General features: G+C 43.3%; 19 protein-coding genes. 3 read left to right on the top strand and 16 right to left on the bottom strand.

Features of this window, described 5'->3' with window-relative positions:
- Positions 1 to 569: 569 nt before the first annotated feature.
- Genes murI through WBV27_RS02855 form a run of 4 tightly spaced genes read right to left on the bottom strand, consistent with a single transcriptional unit; the run spans position 570 to position 3,199 of the window.
- Positions 570 to 1,379, bottom strand: coding sequence for a glutamate racemase (gene murI / locus WBV27_RS02870; RefSeq protein ID WP_424199241.1), 810 nt, complete (start codon positions 1,377 to 1,379; stop codon positions 570 to 572).
- Positions 1,380 to 1,421: 42 nt separating this feature from the next.
- Entirely contained in the window at positions 1,422 to 1,610 is a 189-nt protein-coding gene (locus tag WBV27_RS02865; RefSeq protein WP_424199239.1) for a hypothetical protein, read from the bottom strand.
- 21 nt (positions 1,611 to 1,631) lie between these two features.
- Positions 1,632 to 1,838, bottom strand: a complete 207-nt coding sequence (locus tag WBV27_RS02860) for a hypothetical protein (RefSeq protein WP_424199237.1) — start codon at positions 1,836 to 1,838, stop codon at positions 1,632 to 1,634.
- Between the two features lie 14 nt (positions 1,839 to 1,852).
- Entirely contained in the window at positions 1,853 to 3,199 is a 1,347-nt protein-coding gene (locus WBV27_RS02855; RefSeq protein WP_424199235.1) for a TRAP transporter large permease subunit, read from the bottom strand.
- Positions 3,200 to 3,294: 95 nt separating this feature from the next.
- Here WBV27_RS02855 and WBV27_RS02850 point away from each other — a divergent pair, with 95 nt between their 5' ends.
- Positions 3,295 to 5,160 carry a sigma 54-interacting transcriptional regulator gene (locus WBV27_RS02850; protein WP_424199233.1) on the top strand — a complete coding sequence of 622 codons (1,866 nt, stop codon included), beginning with the start codon at positions 3,295 to 3,297 and terminating at the stop codon, positions 5,158 to 5,160.
- 52 nt (positions 5,161 to 5,212) lie between these two features.
- Here WBV27_RS02850 and WBV27_RS02845 read toward each other — a convergent pair whose 3' ends face one another.
- From WBV27_RS02845 to WBV27_RS02830, 4 genes are read right to left on the bottom strand one after another with little or no spacing between them, the layout of a single operon-like run.
- A complete protein-coding gene (locus WBV27_RS02845; RefSeq protein WP_424199231.1) occupies positions 5,213 to 5,911 on the bottom strand; it encodes an RraA family protein in 699 nt (232 codons plus the stop codon).
- Between the two features lie 16 nt (positions 5,912 to 5,927).
- Positions 5,928 to 6,911 carry a hydroxyacid dehydrogenase gene (locus WBV27_RS02840; RefSeq protein WP_424199229.1) on the bottom strand — a complete coding sequence of 328 codons (984 nt, stop codon included), beginning with the start codon at positions 6,909 to 6,911 and terminating at the stop codon, positions 5,928 to 5,930.
- Positions 6,912 to 6,930: 19 nt separating this feature from the next.
- Entirely contained in the window at positions 6,931 to 8,343 is a 1,413-nt protein-coding gene (locus WBV27_RS02835; protein ID WP_424199227.1) for a DASS family sodium-coupled anion symporter, read from the bottom strand.
- A 30-nt stretch (positions 8,344 to 8,373) separates the two neighbouring features.
- Positions 8,374 to 9,543, bottom strand: coding sequence for a metallo-dependent hydrolase (locus tag WBV27_RS02830; RefSeq protein ID WP_424199225.1), 1,170 nt, complete (start codon positions 9,541 to 9,543; stop codon positions 8,374 to 8,376).
- 475 nt (positions 9,544 to 10,018) lie between these two features.
- Between WBV27_RS02830 and WBV27_RS02825 the strand changes: the two genes are divergently transcribed.
- Positions 10,019 to 11,170: an MFS transporter gene (locus WBV27_RS02825; protein ID WP_424199223.1), complete on the top strand. Its 1,152-nt coding sequence runs from the start codon at positions 10,019 to 10,021 to the stop codon at positions 11,168 to 11,170.
- A gap of 116 nt (positions 11,171 to 11,286) precedes the next feature.
- Here the strand turns inward: WBV27_RS02825 and WBV27_RS02820 are convergent, their stop codons facing one another.
- From WBV27_RS02820 to WBV27_RS02795, 6 genes are all read right to left on the bottom strand, one after another.
- Complete coding sequence (locus tag WBV27_RS02820) at positions 11,287 to 13,500, bottom strand: glycoside hydrolase family 2 protein (RefSeq protein ID WP_424199221.1); 2,214 nt, start codon at positions 13,498 to 13,500, stop codon at positions 11,287 to 11,289.
- 143 nt (positions 13,501 to 13,643) lie between these two features.
- Complete coding sequence (locus WBV27_RS02815; protein WP_424199219.1) at positions 13,644 to 14,639, bottom strand: ABC transporter permease; 996 nt, start codon at positions 14,637 to 14,639, stop codon at positions 13,644 to 13,646.
- Between the two features lie 45 nt (positions 14,640 to 14,684).
- Complete coding sequence (locus tag WBV27_RS02810; RefSeq protein ID WP_161525927.1) at positions 14,685 to 15,851, bottom strand: sugar ABC transporter substrate-binding protein; 1,167 nt, start codon at positions 15,849 to 15,851, stop codon at positions 14,685 to 14,687.
- A gap of 58 nt (positions 15,852 to 15,909) precedes the next feature.
- Positions 15,910 to 16,914: an ABC transporter permease gene (locus WBV27_RS02805; RefSeq protein WP_106450422.1), complete on the bottom strand. Its 1,005-nt coding sequence runs from the start codon at positions 16,912 to 16,914 to the stop codon at positions 15,910 to 15,912.
- 34 nt (positions 16,915 to 16,948) lie between these two features.
- Entirely contained in the window at positions 16,949 to 18,451 is a 1,503-nt protein-coding gene (locus WBV27_RS02800) for a sugar ABC transporter ATP-binding protein (protein ID WP_424199216.1), read from the bottom strand.
- 21 nt (positions 18,452 to 18,472) lie between these two features.
- Positions 18,473 to 20,212 carry a glycoside hydrolase family 3 protein gene (locus WBV27_RS02795; RefSeq protein WP_424199214.1) on the bottom strand — a complete coding sequence of 580 codons (1,740 nt, stop codon included), beginning with the start codon at positions 20,210 to 20,212 and terminating at the stop codon, positions 18,473 to 18,475.
- A 174-nt stretch (positions 20,213 to 20,386) separates the two neighbouring features.
- Between WBV27_RS02795 and WBV27_RS02790 the strand changes: the two genes are divergently transcribed.
- On the top strand, positions 20,387 to 21,601 hold the full coding sequence (locus tag WBV27_RS02790) for a helix-turn-helix domain-containing protein (RefSeq protein ID WP_424199212.1): 1,215 nt from the start codon (positions 20,387 to 20,389) through the stop codon (positions 21,599 to 21,601).
- 186 nt (positions 21,602 to 21,787) lie between these two features.
- Here the strand turns inward: WBV27_RS02790 and WBV27_RS02785 are convergent, their stop codons facing one another.
- Together WBV27_RS02785 and rlmB are read right to left on the bottom strand one after the other, a co-directional pair.
- A complete protein-coding gene (locus WBV27_RS02785; RefSeq protein WP_424199245.1) occupies positions 21,788 to 22,303 on the bottom strand; it encodes an NYN domain-containing protein in 516 nt (171 codons plus the stop codon).
- A gap of 43 nt (positions 22,304 to 22,346) precedes the next feature.
- Complete coding sequence (rlmB, locus tag WBV27_RS02780) at positions 22,347 to 23,063, bottom strand: 23S rRNA (guanosine(2251)-2'-O)-methyltransferase RlmB (RefSeq protein ID WP_424199243.1); 717 nt, start codon at positions 23,061 to 23,063, stop codon at positions 22,347 to 22,349.
- Positions 23,064 to 23,138 lie beyond the last annotated feature (75 nt).

Genomic DNA, 23,138 nt, shown 5'->3' with positions numbered 1-23,138 from the left:
ACTTTTGTCGCAATGGGTCCAACAATTTTTTCTAAACCTGTCTGAAATTTATCAAAGAAACTCATTTGAACAACCTCCAAATTTCCATTTTTCACGCTTACGCCGGCTGTTAAGCGCTTTCTTTAATACTTATTCAGTATAGCACTCAGCTCATCTTATCAATTGACCATTTTCCGCTAATTTATGTTCTTTTTTTAATGTAGATTCGACTTGATATTCGAGAAAAGGCGTACGCGATCAATCAGGAAGCGTAAAAAATGCACACTAAACCCAAAATAGGTTTGGTGTGCATTTCTGCTTACATTCTTATACGCCCAGCATCGCAATCGGAATCACATGTACCCCATCCGACTCCCTCGTGTATGCATAAGGCCCTGTGTTCAGCAATACTTTGGTTACTTGGAACTCATCTTTTACGGTTTCCTCAAACCAGTTTTAGTGCATTAGATCCTGATTTTTTGCAGAATAAAGTCGATTTCTCGCGTTCCTCTTGCGTCCCGAAAATGATACAGCTATGCATCATTCGCGTGTGCAATCGGGGACCCATGGTAAGTTCTAGTGGAATGGCACTATTGAAACGAGCCTTCCGTGTGGTCATATGCGTCAAATACTTGATTGTATAGCCCCGATTCCACAAGCTGTTGGTCACTGCTGAGAAACGTAATAGTCTGCGTATTCCGATTGTCCGCCAATTTTTTGGCGTGCTCCAAGGTCGTTTTTAGGTGTCTGCCTAGTCCTGTGTAGCCGTCATAAACCTCAGGCTCATTGAAGTATTTTTTGATGCTGTCTTTGATCAGGGGATAGTGCGTGCAGCCCAATACGACAGCATCCACAGGTACCCGTCGGTAAGGTTTCAACAGCTCATCCAAGAAAATTTCCGTTTCCCTTCTTCCGGGTGCGATTACGTCCTTCTCGATGGCGTTCGCTAATCCCGGACAAGGCAGGACATGGATTGTTGTCTGTTCCATGTATTGGTTTAATTGATACTGAAACTTCTGAAATTTCTCCAACTTCAAGGTCAGCGGCGTTGCCAAAACTAGAATGTGCTTGTGTTTGTCTTTTACGGCTGGCTTTAGTGCTGGTTCAATACCGAAGATTGGAATATTCGGGTATAGTCGCATCAGTTCAGCCTTCGTTGTGCTTGTTGCGGTATTGCAAGCGAGTACGAGGGCTTTAACGTTCTTGTCCAACAAATAACGCACAGCTTTCTTTGACAACGTAAGAATTTCCTGCCTGCTTTTTTCTCCATAAGGCGCATGCAGCGAATCCCCATAATAAACGAAAGATTCATCGGGCAATAATTGTGATAATGTTTTAAGCACCGTCAATCCCCCGACACCTGAATCAAACACTCCTATCGGACGATTATCATAATGCATGGTGTCATCTCCATAAAATTTTTTTAAGTATATCCTGATCCATTAAGTTAAAATGTCACCCATCTCGATACCCATCCGCTGCACTACCTGTTGCAGGCAGCGGCCTTTGTGGGTAAGGGCTGTCGCGCTGTCCGATTCGATCATGATGGAGAATCTTAACAGTTTTTCCAGCTTCTTAATGGATTCCTGTGTCAGTGTATCCACATCTGTCGCTTTCTCTTTATCATCCATATCATTCTCCCGCCACGTTATTTATTTTTTAAAATACGAGTGGACATAGCACATCAACCCAGTGACGGAAGCCAAAGGGAATACCCAGGAAAAGTAGTCTTTCGAACCCATCATCAACTCATTGTTTAAGGACAGCAGTCCGATTGTTTGGAGTATCACAATGGTTAAGCCGCCTAAGTAAAACATCAAAAAGCCAAGCAGAATCACTTTCTCGAATAACTTTTTCATCTCCCTATCCCCTCCTATACGAATAACGGCAAGAACTCCATCGCGATCAGCCACCCGATGGCTGTAATTGGCACAACAAAATATTTTATCAGCGGAATAAAGGTTTTCTCCGGGCGCGAGTCCGTCAATCCGGACGCAATGAAGATCGATCCGGATGCGGGCGGCGACGCTCCTTCAGTGGACGCAAAGACAAGAATGGCCACGGCTGCCGGCAAAGGACTGACGCCTACGCTCAATAAAGCACTGAAAGCGATCAAACCGATGGAAGTGAGCGTGGCCGTTGAGGATAACGGACCGGCTACCAAAACCACCAACATGCCCACGATCAAAACCATCACGGGCTTCGAAAAATCAAGGCTCCCGAAAAGGGTCACCAGTTCGTTCACTAAGCCCAGCTTGGAAAATATTTCGCTTGCGGCAAAAGCAAACAGCAAGATGCCACCGATGTCTTTATAATGAACAAACAGCGTATCAACCAGGTATGTCGTATCTTTGATGTTCTTTTTCAGATTTTTTCTGCCCAAAACCAATATGATCGTAATCATCAAGATCGGGATCCAGGTCAACAAGGAAACGGAAGACATCCCCTCCTCCAAACCAATTGCAGCCAACCACTCCCCAAGCGGTCCAGTCGTGACCAATAGCGGAACAATCGCCCCTAAAAAAACAGTCAGCGACTTCCAATGATTTCTCAAGGCTTTGAATACGGAAACTTCCTCCCTAGATGTACCGGATCGGATCCCATTTTTTTCCATCAGATAGAAAACCAAAAATATTCGGTAAATCACCTGATAGACGCCTGAAATGAACAAGCCGATGTACAACTCTTCCACAGTTATCAGGGAGTTTACTTGCGCGAATCCCAGCATAATGAACATCGAAGCGCTGGGAGGAAAACCTGCCCCTAACCCGCCGTTGCCTGCCAGCAGCGTTGCGACTGTTTCTTTTTTCCAACCCGTCCGGATCATCCACTGGGCTGTAAAGGCACCCGAAGTGGCAGTATTGGCGGAATTGGATCCGGAAAGCATGCCCATTATCGCCGAGAGGCCGATATTCACAAAGGCCGGACCGCCCCGGAATCTGCCCAGGAGTGAATCGAATATATTCAGGACACCTTCCAATAGCTCTGATTCCTTGATCAGATAACTCATCAGGATGAACGCAAGCGAAGCGAACAGCACTTCGTTTGAGAGCGCCGAAACAAAAGCGCTTTCAATGAATCCCAAAGCATTTTTTCCGCCGAACATGCCCACAACCAGAAATCCAAGTATCATCCCTTCAGCCATATTTTTTTTGACGACCGTTGCCCAAATTATGATGATTGCGACATAAATCATCAGGGCCAGTGTAGCTGTTCCCATCACCAAATCCTCCAATACAAACTATCTATTTTTATAAAAACGTTTCATTTTGAAACCATCCAAGCTATAATGAAACAACAAGCGAGGTGCGTTCCATGGAAAACGAAAACATTCTGATCGTCTCACCATCCAACAACTTTTCTGAACAATCCAGAAAAGTGCTATCCATGATGGGTCATAACTTCAAAATACTGCAAATTGCCGGAAAAAATGCCCTTACGGAAGTCGAAAAGGTTCTTGCCGAGCATAAAGTGTATGCCGTGGTCACAAGAGGATACAATGTCTCTATCCTGAGGGAAAACCTGTCCATTCCGATTGTCGATGTCCGCTACACCTTCGAAGATATTTATTATTCTTATCAAGCCGCCTCCGAATTTTCCGATCGGATTGCCTTCATTTCCATCGATATCGCCAAAGAAAAGGCTTTGACATTCCAGGCAATCACGAATAACCAACTGTTTATCCCTGATCTGAAATCTCCGGAAGAAATTCCAGCGTGCGTCAATCTGTTGTCCAAAAAAGGCTATGAGGTTTTTATCGGCGGTATGACAACGGAACGTGCCGCAAAAGAAAGTAGCGTCAAATCCATCGATATCTTCGTCGATGAGAGGTCCATCGAAATAGCCTTAAACGAAGCCATCCACTTAGTGCAGTTGAATAAAGAAAAAATAAAAACTCAGGCGTTTATCGAGAATATCCTGGAAGCTACCGAAAATGGAATGATCGCTGTTTCCAAGGATGCAAAAACCATCTACATCAACAAGAAGGCCAAGGTCTTTTTTGAGGACGAATTAAACCTGTTCATCGATTCCGTCCTGCATAAGTTCATTAAGGATAATCCGGATTCAGACTATAGCTTAATCAATCAAATCATAAATTTCAATCACCAAAACTTTATTCTGAACATCTCCCCCATCATCAGCCAAGCCGATATCACGGGATATTTGGCATCCGTTGAAAAGCTGGATGTCCTGCAAGCAAAAGAAGGCGATGTCCGGAACAAATTGTCCCAAAAAATTACTACAGCCAAAAAAAGCTTTGATAATCTGATCGGGAACAGCTCCACACTCCAGGAAACAATCAAACAAGCCAAGAAATTTTCCAAAACGGAATCGGCGGTCCTGATTGAAGGGGAAACCGGTACTGGTAAAGAGGTTTTTGCGCAAGGGATCCATAATCATTCCCCAAGACAGCATGAACCTTTTATAGCCATCAACTGTGCATCCTTGTCCGAAAATGTGTTGGAAAGTGAACTTTTTGGATACGTCAAAGGTGCTTTTACGGGTGCAACCACAGAAGGGAAAATCGGAATTTTTGAAGCTGCCCATAAAGGGACCATCTTTTTGGATGAGATAGGTGAAATCTCATTGAACTTTCAGGCCAAGCTGCTGCGCGTTTTACAGGAAAAAGAAATCACACGCATAGGCGATACCAAGTCAATCCCTGTGGATGTCCGCATCATTTCGGCTACTAACCGCAATCTGGTCAAAATGGTCGAGCAAAGGGAATTCAGGGAAGATCTTTATTACCGGTTGGACGTCCTGCATCTGAAATTGCCGCCGTTGCGCGCTCGCCAGGAAGATATCAAAGAGTTGACCTTGAGTTTTTTGAATCAGTCCAAAAAAACACTCAAAATATCAACCGCCGCCTTGGACTTGCTTTCGACCTACCACTTTCCCGGGAACATCCGTCAATTGCAGAATATCGTCGAACGCATGATGGCTCTTTGCGAGGACGCTCGCATTGATGTCCAATTGGTGCGCTCCTTACTGGAGAACGAGCCTCATTTTTTGAATACCACCGAGCTGAATACTCAGAATGCTTCCATCTCTGATGTTGAAAAACAGCTCATCACCCGAACGTTGATCAAATACAACAACAACAAGACCTTAACTGCTGAAGAGCTCCAGATCAGCAAATCCACCCTTTGGCGGAAACTGAAATCCTATGGTCTGCAATGACATAAATAACTGGAACATGAATCTGGCGGGATTCATGTTCCAGTTTTTTAAATTAATATTGGAATTCTCCGTCAATAAACTCTACGCCTTTTTTGACCAAGAGTTCATCCACCCATGAACGATTTGCCGCACCGGTTGAAGCTTTTTCAACTTTCGCGCTGTCTTTGGCTGCGTTGTCTTCAGCCTTTTCAATCAGATCACTGGCATCGTTCTTCGGAATGACGATAACCCCGTCCGGATCTCCCAAAATGATATCCCCTGGCATCACCGGAACCCCACCGATTGCAATCGGCACATTTACTTCGCCGGGACCTTCTTTGAAAGGGCCTCCCGGTGTCGTCCCTGTAGCGTAGATTGGGCATTTTTCATGCGCGATGATGTCGATATCCCGAATCGGTCCATCAATTACGATACCGGCTACTTTTTTGAATTCCGATAAGTATTTATACATGATTTCGCCCATGATGGCTTGCGTACGATCGCCTTCATTCGAAAGGACGATGACATCGCCTTCCTGAGCCATATTTAAAGCTTGGTGCAACATCAAATTGTCGCCAGGACGTGCTTTGACAGTCAAAGCAACCCCGCACATTTTCTTCTCAGGCGATGACATCAGCTTGATGTCGGAATGCAATGCCACAATTCTGCTCATGCAGTCTGCAACGTTAGCTGCCGGTAATTTGCTGAATCTTTCCACTAATTCTTTTTCTGGTAAACTTCTTTTTAGATAAACGCGATTTCCGATTGTCATGTTTTTCCCTCCGATATTAGTCTGTATAAACCGTTGCGGTGTTCCAATCAATTGCTTTAACCGGCCATGAAGGTTCTTTGCCGTCATGCACTTCTACGATTCCGATTGCGGAATGCAGGGAAGCCCGATTGGTTGCTTCCACTGTAGCTGCTCCGATATGTGGAGCTACCACTACATTGTCCAAGTACAAAATAGGATTTTTCGGATTAACAGGTTCTTGTTGCAATACGTCCAAACCTGCGCCTACGATGACTTCGTTTTTGCACGCATGGTAAAGGTCCTTTTCATTAACGATCATTCCGCGGGCAGTATTGATGAAGAATGCTGTAGGTTTCATCATCTCAAATTGTTCTTGGCCCACAAATTCTCTGGTTATTTTGGTTGTCGGACAATGCATGGATACAAAGTCGGACTCCTTGAAGATTCTGTTGATGTCCCTGACAACTTCGACTCCTGCAGGGAAGTCTTTGGCAGGTTTGTACGGATCATAAGCCAATACTTTCATGTTGAAAGCGTCTCTGCATTTTGCGGCAACGCGCGATCCGATATTACCGCAGCCAATGATACCGACTGTTTTGCCATCCAGCTCGGATTTTGGTGTTTTGAGTTTAGCTTTGTAGTAATCATCAATGAATGTATTGCGTACTTTTGTGAAGTTGCGCGAGCAATACAGCATGTAGAAGACAGCCGTTTCAGCGACAGATGTTGAGTTGGCTGTCGGACAATACAAAACCTTAACGCCAAATTCTTCTGCAGCCTTCAGATCGACCGTGTCAAAGCCGGCTCCGTGGCGAACGATGACTTTTAATTGATCGGCTGCCTCAAATACTTCCCTTGTAATCTTCGAAAGACGCACGACCATGGCATCAATTCCTTTGATGTCGCGGATAATATCTTCAGTCTCCATACCGGATCCAGTTATCAATTCATGTCCACGACTTTCCAGATAGTCGCGGCCCTCTTGCATAATTTCTTGTGGCAATAAAATTTTCCAAGCCATTTTTAAATACTCCCTTTCTTTACCAAATTCCAATTATTTTCCAATACGGCAAACCAATCGCAAAGTAGATGACCAATGCAATGGCAACCATGATTGTTCCGATTTTCCAAAATTCTTTCTGTGATACATAACCCGAGGCGAACGCAATCAATCCGGCTCCGTTTCCGTAGTGCGTCAACAACGCGCCGTAACTTGCGAAGAATGCCAGCAATAAAGTCAATACCATCGGATTGGCTTGTGTTCCCAACGCAATCGCAAAAATTACCGGGTAGAATGAAGCCACATAAGCACTGTTCGATACGAAGAAGTAGCGGACAGCAAGACTGATCGCCAACAAGACCGCAGTCACCAACAAGCCATTCACATTCGAAAGATCCAATATTCCGCCTAATCGATCCGCTAACCAAGTGTAGAAGCCTGCGTCCGCTAAACTTGAAGCGACGCCATAGAATGCTCCATACCATACAAAGAGATGCCACGCACCTTTTGCCCCAATGACGTCAGACCAATTCAGGACTCTCGTCACCAGTAACAGTGCCAGAAAAACAAATCCGACAGATTGAATTCCCAAACTCAAAAAGGCAATTTTCGGCCCGAACATCCAGCCTAAAATAGCAAGAATGAAAATAACGAACAGTTTCTTTTCAGCAGAAGTGATTTCACCCATCTCTGCCAATCCTTGCTTGGCTTGTACCTTCACATCTGACAATCCTGTCAACTCAGGTTTATAGAGTTTATACACTACATAAGGTCCCAGCAAGAGAACCAATCCTCCAGGTACAACGGAAGCCATGAACCAAGAACCCCAAGTCAGTTCGATATTCAGCATTTCTATAGCCAAGGAAGCTGTGATTGCATTTGTCGCCATCCCCGTCAGGAACAGGGCAGCCGTACTCTGCGAGGTAACGTAAGCCAACATTGTTAAATATCCCCCAAGTTTACGTGGATTATCATCCGGATGGGAGTCGACACCTTCTGCGATATTCCTGAAAATCGGATAGATGATCGTTGTTCTCGATGCATTCGATCCAGTTGCAGGACTTAGTATCAAGTCAATCAACATCATCAAGTAGCCCAGCCCCAGCGTGGAATTTCCTGACCGCTGCAACATGATGTACGCCATCCGTCTTCCAAGACCCGTCTTTACGAAAGCTGTACATACGATGGTTACGATCGCGATGAACCAGGCCATATCATTTCCATATCCGGACAATAAAAGTTCCGCATCCATGAACATACTTGCAAATCCGACGATGACCAAAGTAATGATCGGTTCATCAAGCGGCTTGACTATAAGTCCGCCCAACAAGCCCAGATAGATGGCCACCAGATGCCACGTCTCCGCCTCTAACCCTGAAGGCGCAGGAATGTTCCATACAATAACCGGAATCAGTAACACTGCAATAAGTTTGATAATCGCTTTTTTGTTCAATTTTATCTACTCCAATACATCACAATTTTTTTAGAAATCGATTTGCCTGAATACCACTACTCCGTTTCTTACCGTCAATTGATTCTTGAATAACTTTTTGCCCACAAGTGTTTTCCCGACCGTGTCTTCAAATACTGTGTCCTTATCGATTATCTGGAAAATCGCAATATCAGCGGCTGCTCCCGGATCCAGCGTTCCGATTTCGCCCTCAAGACCCATGATTTTTGCCGGCACGGTTGTAACGGCTTTCAAAATGTCTTTTAGGGAAAGTCCCATATTCAGATATTTGGACATGATGAACGGCAAATTGACTACTTTGGATGGGTTGTAACAATTCTTGCACGTGCAATCCGTACTGATTATATCCGGTAAGAATCCATCGGCGATCGCTTTGTAAGCAATATCGAAATCAAAATGGGCTACCCCGTTGGAAGAATCGAAAATGACGCCTCGCTCCCGAGCATCTTTGATTTTCTGCAATACTTTCCCATTTTCATCCAAGGCAACATTGCCTACCCCATGATAAATGTGCGCGTAGATATCTCCAGGACGGAAATAATCGGCCAACTCACCCGCATCAATGATCGGATCTGTCGTATGCACACAAATCGGACAGCCGATTTCTTCAGCAATTTTGATGGTCTCGATCAGCGGCTCCAAATACAAATTGCGGTCTTCCAATAAATCTTTGCTGAAACGCAGCTTCAATCCGATCAGATTATGCCGATATTCATCAAAAGTCTGAATGATTTTGTCCCGGTTGAAATTCTTGGGATCAATATTTTCAAGGTACCCCGTCGGACCGCCGCCCAAAGTAGCCAAGCCCACATTCACAACGTTGAGATAGCTTTTGATGCGGACAACGCTTGGCGTAATGATGGAATTGTAAAAACTCCTGTAATTACCCCAGCCTGCACTTCCGGCATCCACTACAGATGTGACCCCGTTCGGCAAGAAAGCTGAATTCGGTTCAACGCAAATTGGTGCGCCATTATAAAAAACATGTGCATGGAAATCAATCAATCCCGGAAATACATAACACCCTTCCGCATCGATGACCCGCTCTGCAACGATTGTCTTTTCATCCACTTCAGAAATGTCCACAATCTTGTTCCTTTTGACACCGATTGACTTCACAACATCAATATTTGATGTTGTATCAATTACCCTCCCATTCTTAATCAAAATATCCAGTTCCATTTCTCATCCCCTCTTTCTTTTGGTTACACTCTCTATAATGCAAAAAGCGTGCCAACTTTAAAAGCAGGGTATAAAAGCGTTTACCTTTTAATGCAACCGACCGTTTCATTTCAAAATGAAACTACTATCTCATTTTGAAATGGAATGATCAATGTCATTTTTGCTATGAATCATCTAGCCTGAAATATCCAATTTTACAAATTTGTCGGTTCCAACTTTACGTTTTTGTACCAGTATCCTCTACCCGCCTATGACAATGATAGGAATGATTTATTCTGGGAAGGCTTGACTTAAAGTGAAGGTTAACCTGTATAATGGATTTAGGTTCGGATTCCATGTGAAGATAGCTGGCATAACAAAATTGCCCTTACCCATACATGTAAGCGCGAACAAAAAGAATGCAGATAAAGGTGTCTCCGAAAAATTCATTCGCACCGTTATCCGCATAGAAAATCACTATTAAAAGGAGAATAAAATGAAAAAACCAAACATTATGTTACTGGTCTTCAGTGCGATGAGCTTTGTCCTTGCCATGACGGCTTTTGTCTTCAGCGGCATCTTGGACAAGGTGGCCGTTTCGCTGGGCATCTCGGTGGCCGAGTCCGGGCTGCTGAACACAATGTATTCCTATGGGGCTGCATTCGGTGTGCCGATCACTTTGATTCTGTTCCGGAAGATCGAACGCAGCCGGATGCTGAAGCTCATGCTGTTTGCGACGATTTTGACGACCTTCGCGCTTATCTATGCCCAAAGTTTTGTGCAGCTGCTCATCGTCCGGCTGCTGATGGGGATTTCCGCGAACAGCTATGGCGTGTTGGCCATTTCGACGATCTTAGCGCTCTCTCCCAAGGATAGGCAAGGCCGTTCCTTGGCTTTCTATATCATGGGCAGTTCCTTGGCGCTTGTCATCGGCATCCCGTTGACGCGGGTCCTGTCCGCTGTCCTCGATTGGCGCAGCATTTTTTGGATATTGAACGGCATGATGCTGGTTTCGCTTGCCTATTTCATGAAATATTTGCCGAAAGCGGATCATGAGGCGACAAAGCTGGATCTGAAAAACGAGCTGCAGTTCTTTAAGGACGGGAAAACGTTGCTGCTGCTTGCCTATACGTTCGCCATGTTTATGGGGTACAATGCGTTCTACACCTATGCCACGCCGTACTTGCTGCTGCTTTTCCCTTCCATCGAACCGCTGATGAGCCTGATATTGGTTGCGCTTGGCCTCGCCAGTTTCACGGGAAATCTGATCGGTGGCCATGTATCGGATGCTATCGGATACGCCAAGTCACTTATGCTGGGGTCGGTACTCCAAACGGCAGCGATGCTATTGATCCTTGTTTTCCAACCGTCGAAATGGTTAAGTGTGCTTTTCATTATCGTGTGGCTGATGAGTGCCTGGTTCACCGGGCTGCAGCTCAACACCGGCATCGCCCAAGTGACCGAAAACAAATCCAGCTTCATGCTCAGCATCAACAGCTCCTTGATCCAACTGGGCGGTGCGTTCGGCGCCAGCCTGGCCGCCGTCGTCATCAACCTCAGCGGCATCCAAAGCATCGCCTTTATTGCCCTCCTGACCAGTCTGGCGCTCGTGCTGATCCAAATGGTTTCGATGAAAAAATATCCTTGAGCATTGCCTGAAAATATAGTAAGGACAAGCAAAAGGCAGGAACTTCCCGCAACCGGGTGAGTTCCTGCCTTTTTCACTTAATTGATTATCCTGAGAGATCCTTTATGTAAAAGGTGTCAGCTTTTAGTAATTTTTATCAATTTGTTATTGATCTCTTTAACCGCTTCTTCAGAGAAGTAATTTTTCATCTTGTTAGCAACCCATAATAATGTAACAGGCGCGCCAGGCACAGAGCGTTCTGCGATGTCTGGTGCTGATTCTTTAACTACATTCCACGCCTCTTCATTTTCCATTAAAGTTCCTAATGTGTCCAGAACCGAATAAGAATCGCTTGGGAAAAGATCAACCTCACCGCTTTCCTGTGTAAACCAGTTTTTGACATTTATCTCAGGATTCGGATCTACAAAAATATAAGATTGATCTGGAGCGTCAACCTTCCTGAAGACGGCAACGTCTTCGTAACTATCGGAATATGCCCTAACTTTATTCTCTCCTGGCTGTAAAAGTACATTTTCAAATGAAAATACGGTTTCACCCGCAACGGTCCCCATATCTGTTTCATTGATTATTAAAGAAACTTGTTTCAGGTTCGAATATATCTTGATGTCAATCATATCTTTGTCCCTATTAACAAAACGTTTTTCGCATATATGAATAAAAGGTTCCTGAGACCAGTTCGCTTTGTAATAGTAAAAGGCGTCTTTCTTAGTAATGCGATCAAAAGTGACTAAACCCTTACAGTTCTTCCCTTTCGTGCCGCCTTCGTTTCTGACGCTACTCCCAAAATCAAACATGTTCCAAACAAAACTTCCCCACATATAGGACTTTTCCTTGATGATAGGATAGGTTTGTTCATGGTAGATTGCTTGAAACTCTTCACTGTAATCCTTCACTTTTGGAGCATCAGAATGGAAAGCCAGATTAGAATCGGCACCATATTCAGAAATACCTAATGGAACTTGCGGATTTTCTGTGTGGAAATTTTCAATCCAATCATTCAAGTCTTGCATTCTGTCATAATACCAACCAAAATATAAATTATATCCCACCATGTCAGTAATAAAGTTTAATTGGCTGTTGTTTTTAACTTCATACATATTGGCACTGGCTGACAAGGCAGTAGGCAGTAATTCATGCACCAAATCATTCAAAGTATTTACTGATTGATACATCGCAATGGATTCTCCGTCCATGGCAATTTCATTTTGAACGCCCCAGAAACAAATGGACGGATGGTGGCAGTTTTGTAGGATAAGTTCTGTTAATTGGTCCGTCGCATTCTCCAATACACCTTCCCTTTCAGGCAGAGACATCATCGGTATCTCAGCCCAAACAACATATCCTTCTTTATCACAAAAATCATAAACAGATTGACTATGCTGATAATGAGAAAGTCGGATTGCATTGGCGCCAATCTCCCTTATGATCTCAAAATCCTTTTCGATGTGTTCGTTCTTAACGGCATTCCCAACATCTTCAAAATCTTGATGTTTGGCAACGCCATTTATCCGCAAGTGTTTATCATTCAAAAAGAAGCCTCGGTCAGGGGTTAAGCTACACCTTCTGAAGCCGAATGTTTTCTTGATTTGATCGGCAGCCGTTCCATTCTTCTGCAAGGTTGCTTCTAAAGTATATAAATACGGACTTTCTTGACCTTCCCAAAGATTCGGTTCATCCAGCTCAATGGCAACATTTTTTTGGTCTGAGGGTATCGTTTCCGAATAAATGATATGATCTCCTTCATCCAGTATCTTTATGTTTACTGCAGCATCTGATGCGCAGATTGTATGTACTTCTAAATTGACGACACCTGATTTGTCCTCTTTGACTTCACTCCTGATGATGATTCCATCTGTTCCCCAAAAATCTAAAGAGAAATGATCTTTACCCACGCAAACCAGATTTACAGGTCTGTACAGGCCCCCGTATATTGTAAAATCTCCATTAAGAGGGGACACATCCCTCGTTTGACTATTATCCACAAACACGGTCACTACATTTTCCTTATCCCAATCATACAATTCCGTAATATCAAATCGAAAGGCCGAGTATCCCCCGCGATGTTCTCCTACAAACAGGTCATTCAAATAGACTTTACATACACTATTCGCACCTAAAAATTCTAAATACAGATTATCGTCTCTATGATTTTCTGAGATAGTGATTGTTCTCTGATAGGAAAACTCTTCTCTGTTATTATTGACCTCATTGTTCCATGTATGAGGTAAATTTATCAGCTCTTCCGATGTAGATTTGGGTTTTATTTTTTCTAAGCTGAAATCTCTTTTTTTAAATATCCAGCCCTCATTTAATGCATAAGTGTTCCGCATTTGTAAACCTCCAACCTTTTTAATTTATAACTCAAATACGCTTCAGTGTCGCAGAAATATCATGGTTTATACATACTTATAGGCCTTTGCATACTACAAAAAGGAGTAATGCTCAGGCCTATGGTTGGTATTATCCTAAAAATTTAAGTCTTCTGTCCAATTTCTTTCTTCTTGGATAGGTTTGATAGAAAAATCTCAATCTGACCAGCCTTACTGGTTATCACCCAGAATGTCATCATAAATATACCGAAGAATATATTATTCCATCCACCGCTATCATAACCCATTGCACCCAAACCATAATTCATCAACTGGATAGTTAATGCTCCAATGGTAAGTCCAACAATCTCCAGGGTGAGTTTCCCTAGGAACATCCCTATGTAGACAGAAGCGATGTAACTGAACAAAATCCCTGTAGAGGATAAATTGGATAATGTTTCTACTTTATTTTGAGATACAAAGATAGTTGCCGCGAGCCCAAATAAAATACCAGAAAAAACATAGGCTGTAATAACATTTTTTCTCTCGTTGATTCCAATGTTTACCGAGACATGCTGACCATGTCTCAATAGTTTTGCTCTATACCCAAAAGGTGTAAGCGATAGAATAATTTGATACAAAATCATGGCGAACACCATAATATATATTGTGTAGGGTTCTCTCCCAAAAATATTCAAGCCCACATTCGCCATAATATTTACACCATTGCCTCCTGCAAGAACAAGAGTCAATGCTTCATAAACTAACGCTAACATAATGGTACAAATGATGATCGGCAATTTTGAGGTGACATAGACTGTGGCAGTAATCATACTGATCATTACTGAGAAAACAACACATAGTGTCAGCAGCATCATCGGTCCACCATTAAACTGTTGCGTATAATAGACGCCTAGAATTCCAGCCAACACCATAGTAGCCCCACCCGAAAAATCAAATCTACCATGACGCAATTGCATGGCTAACCCGCAGCCCATCGTGACAGCCATCCCCAAATTCCTGAAAATAGCTTTCCACATGGCCGATTGCCCATAATAGTCTATTCCATTCGATTTCGTGATGGTGTACATAACCAAGAACATCAGAACGGGCAAGCATATTGTTATCAATATATTCCTAACCATTGTTTTACTGTTCATAAATTTCACCCCAGTATTTCCTTGTGACTAATAGTCTTACTATTCTCATTTGGCCATCAAGTCTTCCATGGACATGTTCATGAGTACTTCTTTGAACTCCTCATAACTTGCATCTGGATTATATGCAGTAAGATATTGCGTGAAATCTTCCGGAGAAATGAAAGCTTGGTCTATATCTGCGGTGAAGTAGAAACATTTTTCCTCCAGAGCTGTTAACTCTTCATCGTTGGTTACAAAAACCAATGAAGTATCGATACGCTCTGCTTCTTCAGGTTGATCAGCAAATGGTTTCTCTGCCACAGCATTAAGGATCATAGCAACAGGAAGAGCTACAGCTTCGACATTCGATAAGGTCATCATTCTCATTTCGCCATTTTCAAATGCGTCTAAATCATCTTTTTTAAATCCCGTGGTATACAAATCAACATCTGTCTTATCCGCGCTTACCATCGTAGGATGCACAAAACCACTCGCTAAACTAAAAATAGAGTCTAATTCCGGATAATTATTAAAATATGTATCTTCCAATGCACTAAAACTTAACTCCTGAGTCTCATAGATTTCAATAGGTTCGGTCGCAGTGTCATTATGGCTTGCAATTGTTTTCGTAAACGCTTGGATTGCCGCATTTTTTTGTGGGAAGTATAGTAATGGGAAGGTTACGATGCCTACGTTCGTATTACCATCTTTGATTACTAACTCGGCAGCTTTTTCTCCAATCGAGGAAGTATCGTACAGGCCATCATTCACATTTCCCAAATAATAGTCACTTGACTTTAACTCATCAAAACTGCTGTCCATGTCTGTGATGAATGCAGATAGGAATACACCTGCAGCCTCACATTCCTGCAAAATTGCCGGTGTTCCGCTGTCTATAGCCAAAACAATCCCGTCCACTCCAGATGCAATCAAATTCTGTACGGCTGTTATGTTGGTCTGCTCATCGTAGCTGCTTCCTACGACATACTCATATGAGAAACCGACTTCCTCTGACAGAGCGTCCATATACACGGTCAGTGCATCGAGCGTCTCTCCGCTCTGCATATGACCGAGCACGCCAATCTTTACATCCGCATAATCAAATGAAGCTTCCTCAGCTGTACTGTTGCCTGCCGAAGTAGAGTCGGATCCTTGTTGTTCTTCTGCTCCACCACATGCTGCCAAGCCTAATAACACTGTTGCACTCATAAGTAGTTTTATCATTTTTTTCATCCTGATCATCTCCTGATATAATTTTTTTGAAAAGTTCCGAACTTTTAATAGAAGAAAGTTATCTAGGTAACACGACTCCCTTCTTGCGGCTGGTTATGATCACGATGACAGCAAAGATCAATGCCTTCACCAGCGGAACATTATTTGCAGCAACACCGGATAGGGTAAGCCCATTTGTCAAAAGAATATAGGAAAATGAACCGATCAGAGCAGCACTCACTTTACTCTTCATCCCTCCTGACAAAGGCATTCCGCCGAGGATCAACGCCACCATAACATCCATATGATACCCTGCACCCGTGACACGGGAAGAGCTTCCCGACCGTGCTAAAATGAACAGGCTAGCTATCGCTACGCAGGTTCCCATGATGAGATACGCATATATTTTGTTTCTGAATACATTCACACCACTTTGTTTGGCAAATTCTATATTTGCACCAATACTGCTCGTGTATTTTCCTAGACGCGTGTAATTGAATAAGTAGTACACGACAGCGAACATGATTGCCAATGCTCCGATTTGAACATACATGTTCTTCCAGAATGAAAAATCAAAGCTAGTCCTGATTGTATTGGTTTGCAGAGTTATGATCGTTTGAACGCCCGTTCCGATAAACATCAGGAACAAACTAGTGATGACAGAAGGGAGACCTAACCAAGAACTCACCGCTCCATTTATTAATCCAAAAAACAGGGCTAAGAGCAAGGCGGCCATAAACGCCAGGAAAAGATTTCCTGTGGCATTTAAAATTATCGCTTGAATCAGTGTGCAGAGACCGATTGTGGCTCCAATCGAGATGTCCAAATTTCCCATTGAGTATACAAATACCCCTCCCAAACAAACAATAGCCAAAGCGACCGTTTGTTGCACCACAATGCTGACATTATAAGCTCCAAATAGGTTCCCGTTGGACGTAAAGCTAAAAACGATTAGGATCAACACTAAGCCTAAGTAAGGAACAATACTTAGCCAATCCCACTTTTTGATTTTTTTCATTAGACCAAGAAAATCCGCCGATTCGATATGATTTTCTCCACTCGATTTATTTGCTGGTTTTTCCATAATTATCTCCTTTCGTAATTCCCAAAAGACGCCATTAAATGATGTATTCAATGATGTCGGTCTGTTTCAGATCCTTGTCCCGTGTAATGTTGGCGCTGACTTCATTGTCTTTCATAATAATTATCTGATCGCACATTCCGATCAGTTCCGGCAATTCTTCACTGATCATCAATATCGCCTTATTATCCGCTTTCATTTGGCTGATCAATTGATACATAAATTGTTTAACGCCAATATCTACTCCGCGAGTCGGGCAATCCATGATGAAGATGTCGCTGTCTTTTGCCATCCATTTTGCGAAGGAAACCTTTTGCTTGTTGCCGCCAGATAACGTTGAAACGTATTGGTTCTCGTTGTTGCATTTTATGCTGAAAGCATCAATTTGGTGCTGGGCCACTTTTGTGGATGCTTTTTTTGATAAATACATCATCTTTCCGGACAGTCCTCGAATGCTTGGCATAATGATGTTGTCTCGAATTGAGCCTTCTCCAATCAGCGCTTCCCGATCGCGATTTTTTGAGATGTAGCCCATGTTGTTGTCGATCGCGGACATAATGCCCTCGATGGGGTTTCCTTTACATTCGATTGAGCCTTCTTTCAGTCGTTCCAATCCAAAAGCCGCTCTCCCTACATCCCGCATGCCGCTACCTGATAATCCGCCCAGGCCTAAGATTTGACCCTTATGCAATTTCAGATTAAATTTTTTTATTTCATTAAAGGATGCATTCTTAAATTCCAATACAACTTCACCGGAGTGGGATGGATCGTAGTCGTCTCTGTAGTAAGCTTCTCCAATTTCACGCCCTACCATCATATAACGGATTTTTTTGGGATCCATTTCTTCTTTTTCCAGCGTCCCTATGATGTTTCCATCCCTCAATACTGTCAAGATATTGCAAACTTCAATGATTTCATCCATGTCGTGACTGATGAATATGACAGCTTTTCCTTCAGCCGCCATTTTGTTGATGAGCTTGTAGATCAATGCTCTCCCGATATGGCTTAAGGCTGTAGTTGTTTCATCAACAACTAACAGCTGTGTTTCATCCGTTACTGCACGGCAGATTTCAATCAGTTTTCGGTCTTCAAAGCTGTAGCTGTTTATGCTGTCACCTCCCTTGATGTGCTCGATATCAAATGTTTTCAAGAGTTCATCAGCTGCTTGAACCATTTTCTTTTTGGATATCATACCCAAGTTAGTGAATTCCGCTTCTTTTCCAGCAAAGAGATTCTCTGCTACGGTTACATCACTGATCGTATTTGCTTCCTGAAGGATCATGCTCATGCCTTGCTCCCGTGCATGGATCATGCTTTCCGGATGCCATGCTTTCCCCAGGTAAATCATTTCCCCGCTATCGCAATCCTGCAATCCGGATGCAATACTGGTCACGGTACTCTTACCGCTTCCGTTTTCGCCGACCAGACCATGGATTTGGCCTCTTTTTATAGTCAGATTTACATCTTTTAAGGCAATCGTAGGCCCAAAGCTTTTAAACATATTTTTTACTTCAAGCAATGTTTTTCCTTGTTTAGACATTTCTGCAACTTCCTTTCTGTATCAATATCTGGTGTCCCAGCTGTTGCACCACACGGTTTCATTAAATTTGCCCTTAAATTCCGACTGACCAGTTATCTTCTCGACTGTGGCTCGAATGCATGCTCTAGTCGGTCCATAAGCATTTATGAATGTTTTCATCATGGGTAAATCATACAAATGATTTGTATAGCTTAAGGAAACACAAACCGTAGGGACTTCGTTGATCCACCAAGGTAATTCATTAGAATGTGGCGCTGAATATTTCACCCGTACATTATTTTCTTGGGCATAGCCTTTCATATGGACAAACACAAAGACGACATCGTATTGCTTTTTGAAAGATTCGACTGTGGGCATAGCCATAATTTTAAATTTATTGAATGGTGAGCGTTCTCTTTGCTCAAGATCATAAAACGAATCATTCACGTCAACCTGAAATCCAGCTTTTTCCAGTTCTTCAATCACGATTTTCTTGGCTTTGTCAGTCCCGTCAGCATAAGAAACGGGGGCACTTTCAAGAAAATACAGCATGGCTCTTTTTTTCTCACGTACATCGATCGGCAGCAATCCTTGTGTATCCTTGACAAGCGTAATGCTTTCATCCGCAATTTCTTTTGCCACCGCCAAGTGCTCTGCACTGCCGATTTGCATCAATTTCGTCGTCGACTCTTCCAGAGACTCCGCTTTCATTTTGTGCAATCCTAGCTTTGCCTTCATCCCTAGGATATGTTCAAGGGCTTCCTGTAATCTCTCTTCAGAAATGATGCCTTTTTCATATCCATCCAGCATGTATTGGAAATCCTCTTCTTCATCGTGCATGAACAAAAACATGTCGCATCCCGCTGCAATCGCATATGGAAGCTGTTCATTTCTTGGTTTAGCACTCAGCAAGCCGCCCATATGAGAAGCGTCGGTTACTACAAGCCCTTGGAAACCTAATTGTTTTCTCAATAAATCAGTTGTGATTTCAGGCGCTAATGTAGCTGGCATAATCTCTTCATCCAGGATGCCTGGCCGTAACTTTCTGCTGTATGCAGGAAGTGCAATGTGGCCAATCATAACCGTTTCCAGTCCATCTTCTATGAGTGACCGATAGACCTTGCCAAAACTGGCATCCCATTCTTCACATGTCAGATCGTTGATCCCCATCACCAGGTGTTGATCTCTTTCTTCAACGCCATCGCCCGGGAAATGTTTAGCACTTGTCAGTATATTGCTGTTTTTTAAGCCTTTAATGTTTGCTTTTGCCAATTCCAAGACTTGATCCGCTTCATTCCCGAATGCTCTGGTATTAACGATCGTGTTACGCCAATTAAAGAGGATATCCACAATCGGAGAAAAGGTCCAGTTACACCCCAAGGCGGTAGCCTCTATTCCACCGATATTTCCCATTCGGTATGCAGCTTCCGGAGTAGCAGTCGCTCCACATTGCGCTTGCGTCGCAACTTGCGTGCCGTTTTGGCAAAGACTGCTGCCGCCATCCTCGCAATTCGCTGCAATAAACATAGGTGTTTTACTGTACTTCTGGAACGCTCGATTTTGATGCAAGACTTTAAGAGGATCCCTTTCAGTGTATCGAGCTCCCCCTATGTGGTATTTCTCCACCAAGTTTCTGATGTATTCTTCATTACTGCTTTTCCCTAAAACAATGAAAAGTTGTCCAATTTTCTCTTCAATCGACATATTGTTTATTGTTTCTTCTACCCACTCAATGTCTTTATCCGATAATCCATAAGGCATTCCTTTGAGATTCGTTAACATTTATCTAATCACCTATTATTCATTTATTTCCCATACTATAGCACGTTATTTTCTATGCAATTAGAATAAAACGGTTTCAATTAGCACGTTTTTAAGGTTATTTTCCTTTTTTGTTTATTTATCCCCTATTCTGGAGTAAACTACTGTTACAGTTTGATTTTAAGGAGAAATGAAATGAATTCATCAACGATCGATTTTATTACAAAGCTTCTCTCGGATACACTGCATTTAAATTTTCATTATTTCATAGCTCCATACCCTAATATATCCGCTTTTGACCAATCTCTCCGAGAAAGTCTTGAAGATTCTGAAACATTGTACAAACAAGTGCAGGACTTTCTGTTGACTATGGAAAAAAACACTTTCTATTTTGTAACGGATAATTATTCAATCAGCTATATTTTTTTCTTTCCGTTCGTGGATAAACAGGATATCGTTGCCATAGGTCCTTATTTCAACAACCCGATTAATGATGATTATTGGAATGAAATCACTGAAAACAATCACCTGACTGCAACAGATATCCAAAATATAAAAGGATTCCTGTTCGGGATTCCTCAGATAGACAATAATTTACATCTTATTTCAATCATTTCAAATATCGTCTCCTATATTAATAAAGAGGACATCACTCCGTTCTCCATCAACTATCATGATTTTTCGAATTCGAGTAAAGATCATTATATTTATACTCCTAAAGATAATTTTGAAGCTTATTTCGACGCTGTATTCGATCGCTATAAGATAGAAAAAGAGCTTCTCAGCCACATTCGTAACGGGGATTGGGAAAAAGCATTAGTGGAAGCAGAGCGGTTCATGAGTTCGCCTATTGAACCTCGCCTAAAAAACACACTCAGAGATCAAAAGTCCCACTTGACTTCAGCAAACACTTTATTTCGTAAGGCTGTTGAAGGAAATGAAATACATCCTGTATACTTACATGAAATATCAAGCAAGTTTCTGCATATGATTGAACTTACAACTTCAGAAAGTGCTTTAAATAAATTATATGAACAAATGATCCGAGAATATTGCTTGCTTGTACAAAATAAATCCAGAAATACTTACTCTTTATCTATTAGGAAAATATTGGATTATATTGAATTCAATCTGAATTTACCCTTGACGCTGAACAGTATTTCCGAGAAATTCAACTTATCCGCTCCCTACATTTCCAGCCAGTTCAAAAAAGAAGTAGGGACTACTGTGATTCGATACATTAACCAATTACGCATCAATGACGCCATAAAATTACTTGACTCCAGTTCTATGAGTATTCAAGATATTGCCGCATATGTAGGTATCCCTGACTATAATTACTTCACTAAGGTGTTCAAAAAAGAGAGAGGCATAACACCTAGCGACTATCGTAAAGATATTATCAAATAGCCTGAGCTGAATTATGTATGCTGCAAAAATTTCTCGGCAAAAAGTTATTTTTGAATCGCTTTGGATGGAATGTTCATTTCCGCCAAAAAATCCTGTGATGAACACAAAGAAGAGGTCGCCTCAAAACGAGACGACCTCTTCTTTGCGTTTATATATTAGTTCTGATGCTCCAACCTTCTTACGGGCTTAGTCCACCATATCCTTATAGATATCCTTCAGGATCTCCAGTTGGTCATCCGACCAGGTGCCGCGCTGGCGTTGGTCGCGGAAGCGGCGGCTTTCGGTCTCCAAGGCTTTTTTGGAGCGCTTGATGTCCTTGTAAAGTTCGATGGCGGAGATGCGCTGGGCACCTTTCGAAAAGACGAGCTGCTGTTCGGCCAGGTCGCTGGTGGCGACATAGACTTCGGTCAGCACGTTGCGCAGTTTTTTGACGACGCCTTCGATGTAGGTGTCGGCGGTCTCTCCTTGGGCGGTGAAGATGACCTTCACGCGGTATTTGGAGTATTCCTTCGTGATGCCGGGTACGAACTGGGCGTCGAAGACACACCAGACTTCATTCCCTTCATAGTTCTGGTAATCGGACAGCGCCTGCAGCAGTTGATCCCTGGCCTCTTCGATGAGGTCCTGGTTCTTCAGCTTCACCAGTTCCGGCCAGGCGCCGATCATATTGTAGCCGTCCACTATCAGGATTTCTTTCTTCAACATGGCCTTCCCCTCGCTTCTTCTGGTGCGCAGACGCCGCAGATCAAACGTGGCGTTTGCGGAAAACTTCGTACATCATCAGTCCGGCTGCGACACCGGCATTCAGGCTTTGGACATGGCCGACCATCGGGATGGTCAACAGGCCGTCAGCCGATTCCTTCAACAGGCGCGAAATGCCTTTGCCTTCGTTGCCGATGATCATGGCCAACGGCAAGGTTGTATCCCACTGGCGGTAATCCTGCCCGGACATGTCGGTGGCGTAGATCCAGACGCCGCGTTCCTTCAGTTCTTCGACTGTGCGGTGAAGGTTCGTTACGCGCACGACCGGCACATGCTCGATGGCGCCTGTCGATGCTTTGGCGACGGTTGCCGTCAAGCCGACAGCGCGGCGTTTCGGAATGATGACTCCGTGGGCACCGCAGGCATCCGCAGTACGCAGTACGGAACCCAGGTTATGCGGATCTTCGACACCATCCAGGATGATGAAGAAAGGATCTTCGTTCTTGGCGGCAGCCGCTTCGAACAGATCATCGAGCACGGCATACTGGAAAGCGGCCGTAGCGGCGATGACGCCTTGATGGACAGCATTGTCGGACAACGTATCCAGCTTTGATTTGGGTACGGATTGGATCTGGATTTTGCGTTCCTTCGCCAAATGGATGATGTCCCCGATTTTTTCTCCGCCCAAGCCTTCCTGGATGAAGATTTTATTGATGTCGCGTTCCGACTTCAGTATTTCCAAAACCGGATGGCGGCCTATGACGAAGTCTTCGTTTTCCGGGACTTCACTTTCTACAGGCTCGCGCTTGTCGCGTTCCGGTCTGCCTTTTTTCGG

The organism is Trichococcus sp., from assembly GCF_049589555.1.
In the GTDB taxonomy this organism is placed as follows: Bacteria; Bacillota; Bacilli; order Lactobacillales; family Aerococcaceae; genus Trichococcus.
This window is presented reverse-complemented; position numbering and strand designations above follow the sequence as displayed.

Coding starts and splice junctions, on each gene's coding strand:
- murI (WP_424199241.1), bottom strand. CDS start 1,379: ATGCATTATGATAATCGTCCGATAGGAGTGTTTGATTCAGGTGTCGGG.
- WBV27_RS02865 (WP_424199239.1), bottom strand. CDS start 1,610: ATGGATGATAAAGAGAAAGCGACAGATGTGGATACACTGACACAGGAA.
- WBV27_RS02860 (WP_424199237.1), bottom strand. CDS start 1,838: ATGAAAAAGTTATTCGAGAAAGTGATTCTGCTTGGCTTTTTGATGTTT.
- WBV27_RS02855 (WP_424199235.1), bottom strand. CDS start 3,199: ATGGGAACAGCTACACTGGCCCTGATGATTTATGTCGCAATCATCATA.
- WBV27_RS02850 (WP_424199233.1), top strand. CDS start 3,295: ATGGAAAACGAAAACATTCTGATCGTCTCACCATCCAACAACTTTTCT.
- WBV27_RS02845 (WP_424199231.1), bottom strand. CDS start 5,911: ATGACAATCGGAAATCGCGTTTATCTAAAAAGAAGTTTACCAGAAAAA.
- WBV27_RS02840 (WP_424199229.1), bottom strand. CDS start 6,911: ATGGCTTGGAAAATTTTATTGCCACAAGAAATTATGCAAGAGGGCCGC.
- WBV27_RS02830 (WP_424199225.1), bottom strand. CDS start 9,543: ATGGAACTGGATATTTTGATTAAGAATGGGAGGGTAATTGATACAACA.
- WBV27_RS02825 (WP_424199223.1), top strand. CDS start 10,019: ATGAAAAAACCAAACATTATGTTACTGGTCTTCAGTGCGATGAGCTTT.
- WBV27_RS02820 (WP_424199221.1), bottom strand. CDS start 13,500: ATGCGGAACACTTATGCATTAAATGAGGGCTGGATATTTAAAAAAAGA.
- WBV27_RS02815 (WP_424199219.1), bottom strand. CDS start 14,639: ATGAACAGTAAAACAATGGTTAGGAATATATTGATAACAATATGCTTG.
- WBV27_RS02810 (WP_161525927.1), bottom strand. CDS start 15,851: ATGAAAAAAATGATAAAACTACTTATGAGTGCAACAGTGTTATTAGGC.
- WBV27_RS02805 (WP_106450422.1), bottom strand. CDS start 16,914: ATGGAAAAACCAGCAAATAAATCGAGTGGAGAAAATCATATCGAATCG.
- WBV27_RS02800 (WP_424199216.1), bottom strand. CDS start 18,451: ATGTCTAAACAAGGAAAAACATTGCTTGAAGTAAAAAATATGTTTAAA.
- WBV27_RS02795 (WP_424199214.1), bottom strand. CDS start 20,212: ATGTTAACGAATCTCAAAGGAATGCCTTATGGATTATCGGATAAAGAC.
- WBV27_RS02790 (WP_424199212.1), top strand. CDS start 20,387: ATGAATTCATCAACGATCGATTTTATTACAAAGCTTCTCTCGGATACA.